At 65.5% G+C, this 12,869-nt stretch carries 10 protein-coding genes; 4 read left to right on the top strand and 6 right to left on the bottom strand.

The features are described 5' to 3' along the window. Positions 1–259: 259 nt before the first annotated feature. The 3 genes from ACUZUJ_RS16885 to ACUZUJ_RS16875 all read right to left on the bottom strand — a co-directional run bounded on the left by ACUZUJ_RS16885 (position 260) and on the right by ACUZUJ_RS16875 (position 4,194). On the bottom strand, positions 260–727 hold the full coding sequence (locus ACUZUJ_RS16885) for a hotdog fold domain-containing protein (protein ID WP_101765937.1): 468 nt from the start codon (positions 725–727) through the stop codon (positions 260–262). A gap of 75 nt (positions 728–802) precedes the next feature. Continuing rightward, the gene (locus ACUZUJ_RS16880; protein ID WP_014038165.1) at positions 803–3,280 is read right to left on the bottom strand and encodes an acyl-CoA dehydrogenase; all 2,478 of its coding nucleotides are present in this window, start codon (positions 3,278–3,280) and stop codon (positions 803–805) included. Beyond that, positions 3,277–4,194 (bottom strand): alpha/beta fold hydrolase, encoded by a 918-nt coding sequence (locus ACUZUJ_RS16875; RefSeq protein ID WP_014038164.1) that lies wholly within the window; start codon positions 4,192–4,194, stop codon positions 3,277–3,279. The genes ACUZUJ_RS16880 and ACUZUJ_RS16875 overlap by 4 nt, the downstream gene beginning before the upstream one ends. Before the next feature lie 153 nt (positions 4,195–4,347). Here ACUZUJ_RS16875 and ACUZUJ_RS16870 point away from each other — a divergent pair, with 153 nt between their 5' ends. Then, positions 4,348–4,950: a TetR/AcrR family transcriptional regulator gene (locus ACUZUJ_RS16870; RefSeq protein ID WP_005418411.1), complete on the top strand. Its 603-nt coding sequence runs from the start codon at positions 4,348–4,350 to the stop codon at positions 4,948–4,950. A gap of 140 nt (positions 4,951–5,090) precedes the next feature. Here the strand turns inward: ACUZUJ_RS16870 and ACUZUJ_RS16865 are convergent, their stop codons facing one another. The 3 genes from ACUZUJ_RS16865 to hslO all read right to left on the bottom strand — a co-directional run bounded on the left by ACUZUJ_RS16865 (position 5,091) and on the right by hslO (position 10,223). Beyond that, positions 5,091–7,979, bottom strand: a complete 2,889-nt coding sequence (locus ACUZUJ_RS16865; protein WP_049442991.1) for a TonB-dependent receptor domain-containing protein — start codon at positions 7,977–7,979, stop codon at positions 5,091–5,093. A 385-nt stretch (positions 7,980–8,364) separates the two neighbouring features. Continuing rightward, a complete protein-coding gene (locus ACUZUJ_RS16860; RefSeq protein ID WP_014038162.1) occupies positions 8,365–9,213 on the bottom strand; it encodes an XOO1806 family protein in 849 nt (282 codons plus the stop codon). 116 nt (positions 9,214–9,329) lie between these two features. After that, the gene (hslO, locus tag ACUZUJ_RS16855; protein WP_049442992.1) at positions 9,330–10,223 is read right to left on the bottom strand and encodes an Hsp33 family molecular chaperone HslO; all 894 of its coding nucleotides are present in this window, start codon (positions 10,221–10,223) and stop codon (positions 9,330–9,332) included. A gap of 77 nt (positions 10,224–10,300) precedes the next feature. Between hslO and mtgA the strand changes: the two genes are divergently transcribed. The 3 genes from mtgA to ACUZUJ_RS16840 all read left to right on the top strand — a co-directional run bounded on the left by mtgA (position 10,301) and on the right by ACUZUJ_RS16840 (position 12,525). Then, positions 10,301–11,050 (top strand): monofunctional biosynthetic peptidoglycan transglycosylase, encoded by a 750-nt coding sequence (gene mtgA, locus ACUZUJ_RS16850; RefSeq protein ID WP_458220274.1) that lies wholly within the window; start codon positions 10,301–10,303, stop codon positions 11,048–11,050. A gap of 64 nt (positions 11,051–11,114) precedes the next feature. Then, entirely contained in the window at positions 11,115–12,134 is a 1,020-nt protein-coding gene (locus tag ACUZUJ_RS16845) for a glycosyltransferase family 2 protein (protein WP_101765936.1), read from the top strand. After that, positions 12,094–12,525 (top strand): CBS domain-containing protein, encoded by a 432-nt coding sequence (locus ACUZUJ_RS16840; RefSeq protein WP_458220275.1) that lies wholly within the window; start codon positions 12,094–12,096, stop codon positions 12,523–12,525. Before ACUZUJ_RS16845 ends, ACUZUJ_RS16840 begins: the two co-directional genes overlap by 41 nt. The last annotated feature ends 344 nt before the right edge of the window (positions 12,526–12,869 follow it).

The raw sequence follows: 12,869 nt of genomic DNA, 5'->3' as shown, positions 1-12,869 counted from the left end.
ACAGCAACAGCAACAGCAAAAAGCGGCCGGTGGGCCGCTTTTGCTGTTGCTCTTCTTTTTTCTCTTCCGTGGCTGGACGCCGCAGTGATCTGTCCGAGGCCGGAGGGGTGGGGCCGGGCGGGGTATCCGCGCCATGGATGGCGCGGCTAAGCCTACAGGGACGTACTTGCGGCGTCCCCGCATGGACCCATCCCTCCGGCCCAACCGATAAACCGCTTTCGCCGTCCACCCACGAGGGGCTGCGCCGTTCGCGGGAACCTCACTTCGCCGGCGACATCCACATGTCGATGACCGCGCTGAACACCTCGTTGCCCGCACGGTCGCGCACGCTCACTGTCACCGGCAGCGCATAGCCCTCGGCCGCGACGACAATCGGCTGTGCCGGCAGCGCCACCGCCTGCAGCGTGCCGCGTGCCTTGGCCAGGTACTGCACCTGCATCCCCTTCGGGATCCAACGCATGCCCTTTGGCAGCGACGCGTCGACCATCAACCCGGCGGTCAGTTCGGCCAGGTTGCACATCGCGATCGCGTGCACCGTGCCGATGTGGTTGCGCACCCTGCGGCGGTCGGCCAGCGTGCCTTCGCAGCGGCCGTGCTCCAGGCGGGTGATGCGCGGCGCGATGCTGGCGAAGTAGGGCGCCTTGAAGCACACCGCGCGCGAGAACAGCCAGTTGCCCGCGGGCCAGCGCTGCAGGCGGTGGTAGAGCGAGAGCAGGGGCGTGGACATGAGGGGTATTCCGGTCGGCGGATAAAGCGACGGCGGGCCGAGGCCCGCCGTCGAGGCAGCGCGTTTCGCGGGCGATCAGGCCGCCTGCGAATGCGGATCCTTGTGCTGGCGGTCGTAGTAGCTGGCCGCGCGCAGTTCGTGGGTGTCGAAGTCGTCCACGGTGATGGTGTCCAGGGTCAGCGTACGCAGCTCTTCCAGCAGGCTGCGCTCGTCCTGGGTGATCACGCCCTCGGCCACGGCTTCGTCCAGCTGCGCCTTGAAGTCCAGCGCCTCGATGCCCTTGCTCTTCAGTGCCTTCAGGAACTTGCGCTCCACCGGCTCGGCCATGATCGCCTTGCTCAGGTAGCTGTTGATGCGGCCGCCCGGGTTGTTCTCGCACGGGGTCAGGAACACGCCACTGGCCAGACGGTCGCGGGCTTCATTCGGCGCCATCAGCAGGGCGGCGACACGGCGGCTCAGGCGATCTCCCGGAGCCTCGGCGCGACGGCCCAGCGGGAAGATCAGCGCCCACATCAGCCAGCCGATCGGACGGATCGGAAAGTTGCGCAGTGCGGCCGACAGCGACTCTTCGATCTTGTGCACGCTGTCATGGAAGGCCCACGCCAGCAGCGGCTGGTCGGCCTGCGGTGCGCCTTCGTCGTGGTAGCGCTTGAGCATGGCGCTGGTCATGTAGACGTGGCTCAGCACATCGCCCAGGCGGCCGGACAGCGATTCCTTGAACTTCAGCTTGCCGCCGAGGGTCATCATCGAGATGTCGGCCATCAGCGCCAGGTTGGCCGAGTAGCGGTCCAGCTTGCGGAAGTAGCGGCGGGTATAGGCATCGCCCGGGGCGGCACCGAAGCGCGCGCCGGTCAGGCCGAACCAGAACGAACGCACGGCATTGGAGATGCCGAAGCGGATGTGGCCGAACAGGCTGCGGTCGAAGTCCTGCAGGCCGGCACGGGTATCCGGATCCTGCGCGGCCTTCATTTCCTTCAGCACCCACGGGTGGCAGAGGATCGCACCCTGGCCGAAGATCAGCAGGCTGCGGGTCATGATGTTGGCGCCTTCCACGGTGATCGCGATCGGCGCGGCCTGCCAGCTGCGGCCGGCGAAGTTGCGCGGCCCCAGGATGATGCCCTTGCCGCCGATCACGTCCATCATGTCCGAGATCACTTCGCGACTCATGTTGGTGCAGTGATACTTGGCGATCGCCGACGGCACCGACGGCACGTCACCACGATCGACCGCGGCGGCGGTGGCCTGCGACAGTGCGCTGATCTTGTAGGCCTTGCCGCCGATGCGGGCCAGCGCTTCTTCCACGCCCTCGAAGCGGCCGACCGACAGGCCGAACTGCTTGCGGATGCGCGCATAGGCGCCGGTCACCGCAGCACCGGCCTTGGCACCGCCGCTGGCGGTGGACGGCAGGGTGATCGAGCGACCCACGGCCAGGCACTCGTTGAGCATGTTCCAGCCCTTGCCGGCCATGGCAGCGCCACCGATCAGCTGGGTCAGCGGGATGAACACGTCCTTGCCGCGGATCGGACCGTTCTGGAAGGTCGAGTTCAGCGGGAAGTGGCGACGGCCGATTTCAACGCCGGCGGTGTCGCGCGGCAGCAGGCCCAGGGTGATGCCGATGTCGCGGGTTTCGCCGATCAGGCCATCCGGGTCGTACATGCGGAAGGCCAGGCCGATCAGCGAAGCGACCGGGGCCAGGGTGATGTAGCGCTTGTCGAAGGTCAGCTTGACGCCGAGCACCTGCTCGCCGTTCCACTCGCCCTTGCAGACGATGCCGTAGTCCGGGATCGAGGTGGCGTCGGAGCCGGCGAACGGACCGGTCAGGCCGAAGCAGGGAACTTCGCGGCCATCGGCCAGGCGCGGCAGGTACTGGTCCTTCTGTTCCTGGGTGCCGTAATGCACCAGCAGTTCACCCGGGCCCAGCGAGTTGGGCACGCCGACGGTGGAGCTGACCACCGAGGACACCGAGGCCAGCTTCTGGATGACCTTGTGGTGAGCCAGCGCGGAGAAGCCCAGGCCGCCATATTCCTTCGGGATGATCATGCCGAAGAACTTGTTCTTCTTGATGAAGGCCCACAGTTCCGGCGGCAGGTCGGCGTGGACATGGGTGATTTCCCAGTCGTTGACCATCGTGCACAGCTCTTCCACCGGGCCATCAAGGAAGGCCTGTTCTTCGGCGGTCAGCTGCGGCTTGGGATAGTTCAGCAGGATGTTCCAGTCCGGATCACCGGTGAACAGTTCGCCCTCGAAACCGACCGAACCGGTTTCCAGCGCGATGCGCTCGGTCTGCGACAGCGGCGGCAGCACCTTGCGGAACACCTTCATCATCGGGCCGGTCAGCAGCGGCTTGCGGATGAACGGCAGCAGCAGCGGCACGGCGATGACGGCCAACACAGCGGCCGCGACGATCGTGGCGGTCTGGTTGACGTAGGGAATGAACCAGCAGGCGGCCAGCAGGGCCACGCTGATCAGCGTCCAGGTAACCAGCCGCATGCGGTGGTAGGCGACGAACGCGCCTGCCAGCAGCAGGGCGAGGAAGGGAAGAACGATGCTCATGAGCGTGCTCCGGTGACGTGCTCGTTTGTGGCGGACGAAGCCGCAGCGTCCGCTGCGGGCAACACGTCCAGATAGTCCAACACAGTAGCGGTAAAGGCGTCGTTGTCATCGCCGGCGACCATGTGCGTGGCCTGCGGCAGCTGTACATGGCGCGCATGCGGCGCCAACGCCAGGAATTCGGCCACGGTCTGCGGCGTGACCAGGTCACTGCGTCCGCCGCTGACCAGCAGCAGCGGGCACTTCACCTGGCGCGCGGCCTCGGCCAGCGCATCCTGGTGCTGTTCGCTGTCGCGGGCCAGCTCGGCCACCAGGCGCGGGTCCCAATGCCAGCGCCAGCGGCCGTGGCCGTCCTCGCGCAGCAGGGCACGCAGCGACTGCTCGGATTTGCGCGGACGGTGCGGCATGTACGCCGAGATCACGTCGGCGGCCTGGGTCAGCGAGGCGAAGCCGTCGGGATGGGCGGTCATGAAGGCCAGGATGCGCTCGACGCCGGCGGTGTCCCAGCGCGGGGTGATGTCGACCAGCACCATCGCCGAGAACAGGCCCGGCCAGCGTGATTCGGCCAGCAGGCCGAACAGCCCGCCCATCGATGCTGCAACCAGTACCGGCGGGCGCGGCTGCTCGCCGGCCAGCACGATCAGGTCATCGGCGAACTGTTCGCCGTGATAGGGCAGGTCGGCGGCATTCCAGTCCGAATCGCCGTGGCCGCGGGCGTCATAGGCCAGCGTCTGCAGGCCGGCCGCGTTCAGTGCGCGGGCGGTGGCATTCCAGGCGTGGCGGGTCTGGCCGAAGCCATGCGCGAACAGCACCCGGCCGCGCCGGCCATGGTCGCTGGCGGTGGCTGCCAGGCGGGCGCCATGGGCGGCGTCCAGGCGCAGGTCATGGAACGCAGCGGGAGGTGGGGACGTAACCATACTTGCTAGTATGGATCGCTTCGGGGGGAAGTCAATACTGCACGGTATGGTGCGCTGCGGAACGCGCCTGAATTGACCCTCCCGAGGGATCTGCGACGGTTTCGACCGCAACCGCGTACTGCAACGAACCCCGGCGTATGGTTAAATCAGCCCATGAATCAACCTGACGCTTCCGCCGGCGAACCGCGCGCCGGCCGCAACAGCCGCCTGAGTGCCGAAGACTGGGCCCAGGCGGCCCTCGATCTGATTGCTGAACAAGGTGTCGGCGCCGTCGCGGTGGAGCCGCTGGCACGGCGGCTCGGCGTCACCAAGGGCAGTTTCTATTGGCATTTCCCTTCGCGCGATGCCTTGCTGCAGGCGGCGCTGGAACGCTGGGAACTGTTCGAACAGGAACAGGTGTTCGGCAGCCTGGAAGACGTGCCGGATCCGCGCGTGCGCCTGCGCCAGCTGTTCCAGATGGTGGCGCATGAAGTGCAGCCGCACATCATCTACAGCGAGCTGCTGAAGGCACTGGATCATCCGATGGTGCGGCCGGTGATCGACCGCGTCTCGCAGCGCCGCCTTGATTATCTGGTCGCCTCGTTCCGCCAGGCCGGGCTCAGCTCGACCGATGCGCGTCATCGCGCACGTCTTGCCTACGCCGCCTATGTCGGCTTCCTGCAGTTGTCGTTGCAGCTGCAGCAACCCAAGCAGGCGCGCGAGGATTTCGAGGCGTACGTCGAGCATCTGATCGAGACGCTGATTCCGAACGGATGAGCGCCAGGGAATGATGTCGAAGCAAGGCCGCGGCGATGCCGCGGCCTTTTTTGTTGCGCGCTGGCCAGCTGTTTCCATGCGGCACAAAGAACAACGGCCCCTTGCGGGGCCGTTGCTGCATCAGCTGATCAGGCTGCCGATCAGAACTTCTGCTTGTACTGCATGTACATGAAGCGACCGATGTCGTAACCACCGTAGTAGGAGTACTGCGAGTTCGGTGCCGAGTACATCTGCGGGCCGTAATGGTCGAACACGTTACGCGCGCCCACGGCGATGGTTGCATTCCACGGTGCGTTCCAGGAGACCTGGACGTCGTGGAAGGTGGTGGCGCCACGGCGGTTCATCGGCTGGTTGCGTGCCGGATCCGGCGAGCCGAAGTCAGGCAGGCTGCACTCGGTCGAGAAGTAGCACTGTTCCTTCACGCTGGAGAAGTAACGGGTACCCCAGGTGATGCCCCAATCGCCATATTCCCAGCCCAGCACCAGGTTCGAACGCAGGCGGAAGTTGCTGCTGAAGCCATTGAGCACCGACACCGGAACCGACTCGGCATTGGTGGTCTTCAGCACGTTCTTGCTGACGTAGGTGTTCTGCAGGTTGGCGTTGAAGCTGCCCCAGCTGCTGGTTTCGAAGCGATAGGCCACATCGAAGTCGAAGCCTTCGGTTTCCTGGTAACCGGCATTACGCGGTGCGTACGTCAGGTTCGTCACGATGCCGCGGGTTGCGTCGCGGGTGAACGAGTTGCAGCGGTCGGCGATGCCGAGCACGTAGCAGTCGTTGAGCTGGGTGGTCGGATCGTCGGTGACGATGGTGTTGGTGATCTTGATGTTCCACCAGTCCAGGCTCATGTTCAGGCCCTGGGCGAAGGTCGGGCTCCACACCAGGCCGACGGTCTTGGACTTGGACTTTTCCGGAGTCAGGTTCGGGTTGGAGACGGCGTTGAACGGCACCGGGCTCTGCTCATCCTGGCCTTCCGCCGGGACGTAACCCTGCTTCAGCTGGCGGAAATTCGGGGCCAGTGCGCCCAGGGCGGCGGCGCAACGCTGGGCGGTGGCCGGATCGCTGGCAGCCAGACCGAAATCGGTATCGCACGGATCGGTGAAGTAGGCGAAGGTCTGCGAGCTGCCGCCGTACAGGTTGTCGATGGTCGGCGCGCGGAAGCCTTCGGCGTAGGTTGCACGCACCAGCAGCTGGTCGATCGGCTTCCACTTCAGGCCGAACTTGTTGTTGGTGGTGTTGCCGAAGGTGTTGTACTTCGAGTAGCGCGATGCGGCGTTGAAGCTCAGTTCCTTGGCACCCGGCAGGTCAGCCAGGATCGGAACGTTCAGCTCCAGATAGACTTCGTTGACGTTGTAGCCACCACCGGTCGGGCCGGCGGCCAGATCGGTCGAGTAGCCCGACTGCGACAGCGCATCCGGAACGTAGGTGCCCTTGTCTTCGCGGTACTCGTAACCCAGTGCGAAGCCCAGGTCGCCGGCGGGCAGGGTGAACAGGCTGCCGGCGATGTTCGCGTAGTAGGTCTTGGTGGTGACTTCACCGGTGTTCTTGGTGGTCGGGAACAGGAACTGCTGCAGGGCAGGATTGCCGGTCAGGCCGCCGTCGCCGGTACGTCCGTACGGAATGGCCGGATTCCACGGAATGCAGCCGCCCGGGCCCGGGCCATAGATCGGGTTGGTGCCTGCGGCCAGGCCGGCGGCTGTGCCGCACTCGACGCGGCCGGTGGCCGGGTTGAGGAACGACGCACCGGTGGCCTGGGTGACCGCCAGCATGTTGTAGTTGCCGGTCTGGGTCTGCAGGTTCTCCGAATTCTGGTAGATGTAGCCGGCTTCCCAGTCGAAGTACTTGTCATTGAACTGGAAGCTGCCCTGCAGGGCGCCAGTGAAGCGGAAGGTGGTCAGCTTGTTGGTCGACAGGCGCGGCACTTCCCAGCCACGGCGGATGAAGCCCATGTCGGTGCCGAACGGGTTGTAGTAGCTGTCCTGCGAGAGCACGGTACCCAGCTGGCGCTCGTAGTCGGCCGACTGCAGCGGATAACCGGCGACCTGGGCCTGCGACTCGCGACGGGTGTACAGCAGGTCGGAGACGAAGCGGATGTTGTCGGTCAGGTCGTACTGCACGTTTGCGAACACCGAGCGACGCTTGGTCGGCGTCAGCAGGTGCATCTGCTCGTTCGAGTTGCTGACGTCACCGGTGATCGGGGTGAGGTCGGTCTCGTGATAGGCGTTCGGATCGAACGGATTTCCGCCACGGTTCAGCGTCAGCAGCGGTGCTTCTTCATCATTCAGATCATAGAGCGCGCCCCACTGACTGACCGAGGTCCAACCGCGGTCGGGGTGGCGGTTGGTGCGCTGGGACTTACTGAACCAGCGATCCTTGGCCCAGACGGCCTTTTCTTCGGCGTATTCGGCGCCGATGGTGACCGAACCACGATCACCGGTGAAGCCGGCCACGAAGTCGAAGCTGCTCTTCTGGCCATCGCCTTCGCCGTACTGGCCGACGTAGGCATTGGCTTCCAGGCCCTGGAAGTTCTTGCGGGTGATGATGTTGATCACGCCGGCAATCGCGTCGGAGCCGTAGATCGACGAGGCGCCGTCCTTCAGCACGTCGATGCGTTCGACGATGGAGGACGGAATCTGCGACACGTCCTGCAGGCCACTGACGCTGGCGCCGAGGCGCTTGCCGTCGACCAGCACCAGCGTGCGTTCGGCACCGAGGTTGCGCAGGTCGATGTAGAAGCCACCGACGGCTTCACCGGAGGACAGCGGCTCGGAACGGCTGATGGCCGGGCTGCCGGCGGCAGAGATGTTCTGCAGGACGTCGGCAACCGTCTTGAAGCCGCTCTTCTCGATCGAAGCGCGGCTGATGCTCAGGACGGGCTGGGCGGTTTCGGTATCGACCTGACGGATGCGCGAACCGGTGACCTCGATACGGTCGAGGTTGGTGGCTTCCTGGGCGTGGGCCGTCGCGGTGGTGGCACCGGCGACAAGCGCGATCACAACTGCGTCACGCAGCTGGCTGGACTTGAGTTTCATTGGCTCTCTCTCTCTCCAAGAAATCTTGGCTGGGGTTAATGCCCGGCGGGGGAGCGAAAAAGCGCTCCCAAATCGCGAGGCTGACCCGATAGTAACGGGCGTTCGCCAAGAATTAAAGCTGTGTTAATCAAGTCTGTGATTTTGGTAAAAATGCGCTTTCTCCATGCCAATCAAAAGGTTGCTGGTATGGGCATGACGTTCTGCCTCGTTTGTTAACGCAGAATGATGAAAAAAGTTTCGATTGAAATGTATCTCACTATGTCGATGCGCACTGTTTCATCGCCCAGTGGCGATACCGATTACGTAAGTGCGTAGCAGGCATGCTTATGCAAAAGGCGCCTTTCGGCGCCTTTGGGAATATCGTTGCTGAGCCTGTTTACCGGGATCAGAGATCCTGTTCGTAACGCACATACGGCACGGTGCCGTCGTCGTTGCTTTCGTTGCGCGGGGAGAACGGATTCTTGCCGCGGCTGATCACATTCTCGGCGCCGACGGTGAGCTGGCCGGACCACGGGGTACGCCAGGTCAGGCCGATGCCCAGGCCTTCCCACTTGCCGGGCTTGCCCGGGACGTCGACCACGCGGCCGATGATGCTGCCGGTGAAGTTGCCGTAACCGGCGCCGATGCTCAGGCTCTTGCTGTCCCAGCGGTCGACGATGGCCGGCGAGGCGTCGGCCAGCGGAACCAGGCGCGCCTTGGCGTAGGTACCGGCAATGGAGACGAAGCCTTCGCGACCGATGTTCTTCTGCGCGAACACGGTCAGATCGTTCTGCTCGGCGCGCAGCGAGGGTGTCTTGTTCGGGCCCGACAACCAGGCGGGCAGGGTTTCACGGCCGGTGCCGGCGGTGATGCCAAGGCGGCTGTTGCCCCGGTTCAGCGCGGCGGTACCGCTGAAACGACGGCTGTTCAGATCATCCTCGTCGCCCAGGCTGGCCAGCATGCAATGGCTGGCCAGGCCGCTGATGCTGGTGCCGCTGCTGCTGTTGCAGAGCAGGCCCAGCGAATCGCCGGAGGACAGGCCAAAGGCCGCGTCCAGCGAATTGCGGCCGAAATGCCAGCGGGCGCCGGCTGCCTGTTCACCGGTCGGTTCCAGGTACAGCAGCGCCTCGACCTTGCCGCTGCCCTTGTTCCATACCGGCAGGACGGTGCGGGTGTCCTTGCTCTGCGCATGCACGCCCGTGATCGCGCCAAGGGCGATCAGCAGGGCCAGCGGTAGACGCAGGTAGGTACGCATCGGACCAGTTCAGACAGGGACGGACAACGGAAGTTCCCGTGGGGACGGGAACCTGATCCTAGGGTGTTTATGAATTCTTAACAAGCCTTGATCCTCCCCAGGTACAAGACTGCCGTTTACTGAAGTCGTTCAGGCGCCGGTACAACCCCCTGGGCGCCGTGGAACAGTATGCCGAACTCCGTCAATGGAAAGTGATACTCGCGCCCGCAGAATTCGCAACGCACCTCGACGGCGCCAGTGTCCTCGGCGGCCGCACGGGCCTCCTCTTCCCCCAGCGACTGCAGCATGCCGGCCACCCGCTCGCGCGAGCAGGAGCAGGCGAAGGACAGCGGCTTGTCGCCCAGCAGTTCCGGCCGCTCCTCGTGGAACAGGCGGTGCAGCAGCTGCTCGGCCGGGGTCGCCAGCAGCTCGGCCTTGCCCAGGGTCTCGAACAAGGCGCTGGCGCGGGCCCAGCCATCCTCGTCGCCTTCGTCGCCCGGCAGCTTCTGCAGCAGCAGGCCAGCGGCACCGTTGCGGTCGGCCGCCAGCAGCAGGCGGGTCGGCAGCTGCTCCGACTGGCGGAAGTAGTCCTCGAAGGCCTCGTCCAGTTCCGGCGCGGTCAGCGCGACCAGGCTCTGGTAGCGCTGCGGCTCGCGCGGGTCCAGGCCGGGGTTCTCGATGGTGATGGCCAGGATGGCGTCCTCGCCGAGGCTGGACAGGTCACGCGGCGCGTCGGCGCCTTCGCTGAGCTGGGCGATGCCGCGCAGGGTGCCGGCGGCGGTGCATTCGGCGAACAGGGTGCGCAGGGCGGTGCTGCTGCGCAGCTGCACCGACAGGCGGCCGTCGATCTTGGTGTGGCCGGTGAACAGTGCCGAGGCGACACAGGCCTCGCCGAGCAGCTCGGCAGCGGCGTCCGGGTACGCGGCGTGGGACAGGATTTCCTGCCAGGTGGCCTGCAGGCGCACATGCACGCCGCGGACGCCGGCGTCGGGGAGCAGGAAACGGATCAGGGAATCGGAGTTGGCGGTCATCGGCTCACATCGCGCGTAAACGGGGGCGGTTGCCGGATAATGCGCCGACAACCAGACAGAAGAAGGATGCACCAGTAATGGGGGCAGCGGGAGAGCAGCACAAGGTAGAGGCGGTGGTGGCCGCGCCGCGCCGGCGACGCTGGCGCTGGAAGCGGCTGCTGTGGCTGCCGGTGCTGCTGGCCGCCTTCAGCTGCCTGCAGGTGCTGGTGCTGCGGTTCATCGACCCGCCGGTGTCCACGGTGATGCTGTGGCGCTATGGCGAGGCGCTGGGCGAGGCCGACTGGTCCTATCGGCTGCATTACCAGTGGCGCGACCTCGACCAGATGGCCCCGAGCCTGCCGATCTCGCTGGTGGCGGCCGAGGACCAGCGCTTCCCCGACCACAATGGCTTCGACCTGCAGGCCATCGAAAAGGCCCGCGACCACAACGCCAGGGGCGGGCGCCTGCGCGGCGCCAGCACGATCAGCCAGCAGGTGGCCAAGAACCTGTTCCTGTGGCAGGGCCGCAGCTGGATCCGCAAGGGCCTGGAAGTCTGGTACACGGTGCTGATCGAGGCGCTGTGGCCGAAGGAGCGCATCCTGGAGATGTACGTCAACATCGCCGAATTCGGTGATGGTGTGTACGGCGCGCAGGCGGCAGCGCAGAAATACTGGGGCAAGGACGCGGCCCGGCTGAGCCCGGCCGAGAGCGCGCGACTGGCGGCGGTACTGCCGGCACCGCGACGCTACAACGCGGCCGCACCGGGGCCGTATGTGCAGCGGCGCGCCGCATGGATCCAGCGCCAGGCGCGCCAGCTGGGGGGCGCGTCATACCTGTCGGAGGACTGAGACAGGCGTGGCGTGATCGACAGGCGACGGGCCGTGCGCCCGGCGGGCAACGTACAATCCGGGCATGACCCGCGAACGGCTCACTTTTGTCATCGCCGCCTACAACGAGGCCCTGGCACTGCCGCTGCTGCATCCGCGGTTGTGCGCGGTGCTGGACGGCCTGCCCGACATCGACGGCCACATCCTCTATGTGGATGACGGCAGCCACGATCGCACCTGGGAGGTGATCGCCGGGCTGGCCCAGGCCGATGCGCGCGTCTCGGCGCTGAAGCTGTCGCGCAACTTCGGCAAGGAGGCGGCGCTGACCGCAGGCCTGGATCTGGTGCACGAGGGTGCTGCGATGATCCTCGATGCCGACGGCCAGGATCCGCCGGAGCTGGTGCCGCAGTTCGTCGCGCGCTGGCGCGAGGGCCATGACAATGTCTACGGCACGCGCATGGCCCGCGATGGCGAGGCCTGGATCAAGCGCGCCACGGCAGCGGTGTTCTATCGGGTGATGGGCCGCCTGTCGCGTACGCCGATTCCGGCTGATACCGGAGATTTCCGCCTGCTGTCGCCGCGCGCGCTGAGCGCCCTGCGCGGGATGCGTGAGCGCCACCGCTTCATGAAGGGGCTTTTCAGCTGGGTAGGCTTCAAGCGGATTGCCGTGCCCTATCACCGCCACGCGCGCGTGGCCGGCACCAGCAAATTCAGCCTGTGGCGGCTGTGGAATTTCGCCCTTGAAGGCATCACCGGGTTCTCGACCGTGCCGCTGCGAGCCGCCACCTACCTGGGCCTGGCAACCGCAGCGGTCGCGTTCGTGTTCGGCCTGTGGGTGATCGTGAAGGCGGCGCTGTATGGCGACCGGGTGGCGGGTTGGCCGACGATGATGGCGGTGATCCTGTTCCTGGGTGGGGTGCAGCTGATCGCGCTGGGCCTGATCGGCGAGTACCTGGGGCGGCTGTACGAAGAGTCCAAGCAGCGGCCGTTGTACCTGGTTGACGCGTGGCTAGCATCCGCCGTGGCAGACTCGGCCCTGCAACCCACCCTCGGAGGGCAGGCAGATGACGACGGTACGGCAACTGTTGGACGGCAAGTCTCCTGAAGTACATGCGGTCGCGCCGGATGCGGCGGTGATCGATGCGATCCGGTTGATGGCGGAAAAGGGCATCGGTGCGGTGCTGGTGATGGACGGGCCGCGGCTGGTCGGGATCCTGTCCGAGCGTGATTACGCGCGCAAGATCGTGCTGCGTGATCGTTCGTCGCGCGATACCGCGGTGGCGGAGATCATGACGGCGCAGGTGGTGACCGTGTCGCCGGGCGAGAAGGTGGAGCACTGCCTGGAACTGGTGACCGACTACCGCATCCGCCACTTGCCGGTGGTCGAGGGCGCGCAGGTGCTGGGGGTGATCTCCATCGGCGATCTGGTGAAGTCGGTGATCGATGCGCAGCGGCGCGAGCTGGACCAGCTGCAGCAGTACATCGTGGCAGGGTGAGTTGTTCGCTGGCGGGCCTGCGGCCCGCCGGCCCGCTTTTTGAAGCTCAAAGCCAAAGCCAAAGCCAAAGCAGCGCCTTCCTGATACGTCGGTAGGCTGAGGGCATGGGCGTGCAGGACACGCCGCAAGTACATCCCTGTAGGCTCGATGGCGCCATCCATGGCGCCAACGGTCCTGCACGCCCATGCCCTCAGCCTCTGGATACATTGCCGCGAGCGCGGTGAGCTTTGTCGCAGGCGATCTGCTTTTGGTAGCTGCCAACCTTGGTTGGCAACCGCTTTTGACTTTGCTTTTTTCTTTTGACTTTGAATTTCCGCTCTCGTTCCGCGCGCTGGAAACTGTCC

The sequence above is a fragment of the Stenotrophomonas sp. S4 genome, from assembly GCF_054187805.2.
This window is presented reverse-complemented; position numbering and strand designations above follow the sequence as displayed.

What these genes read in the sequence shown, in the direction of transcription:
- ACUZUJ_RS16885 (WP_101765937.1), bottom strand. Translation starts at nt 727, where the DNA reads ATGTCCACGCCCCTGCTCTCGCTCTACCACCGCCTGCAGCGCTGGCCC.
- ACUZUJ_RS16880 (WP_014038165.1), bottom strand. Translation starts at nt 3,280, where the DNA reads ATGAGCATCGTTCTTCCCTTCCTCGCCCTGCTGCTGGCAGGCGCGTTC.
- ACUZUJ_RS16875 (WP_014038164.1), bottom strand. Translation starts at nt 4,194, where the DNA reads ATGGTTACGTCCCCACCTCCCGCTGCGTTCCATGACCTGCGCCTGGAC.
- ACUZUJ_RS16870 (WP_005418411.1), top strand. Translation starts at nt 4,348, where the DNA reads ATGAATCAACCTGACGCTTCCGCCGGCGAACCGCGCGCCGGCCGCAAC.
- ACUZUJ_RS16865 (WP_049442991.1), bottom strand. Translation starts at nt 7,979, where the DNA reads ATGAAACTCAAGTCCAGCCAGCTGCGTGACGCAGTTGTGATCGCGCTT.
- ACUZUJ_RS16860 (WP_014038162.1), bottom strand. Translation starts at nt 9,213, where the DNA reads ATGCGTACCTACCTGCGTCTACCGCTGGCCCTGCTGATCGCCCTTGGC.
- hslO (WP_049442992.1), bottom strand. Translation starts at nt 10,223, where the DNA reads ATGACCGCCAACTCCGATTCCCTGATCCGTTTCCTGCTCCCCGACGCC.
- mtgA (WP_458220274.1), top strand. Translation starts at nt 10,301, where the DNA reads ATGGGGGCAGCGGGAGAGCAGCACAAGGTAGAGGCGGTGGTGGCCGCG.
- ACUZUJ_RS16845 (WP_101765936.1), top strand. Translation starts at nt 11,115, where the DNA reads ATGACCCGCGAACGGCTCACTTTTGTCATCGCCGCCTACAACGAGGCC.
- ACUZUJ_RS16840 (WP_458220275.1), top strand. Translation starts at nt 12,094, where the DNA reads ATGACGACGGTACGGCAACTGTTGGACGGCAAGTCTCCTGAAGTACAT.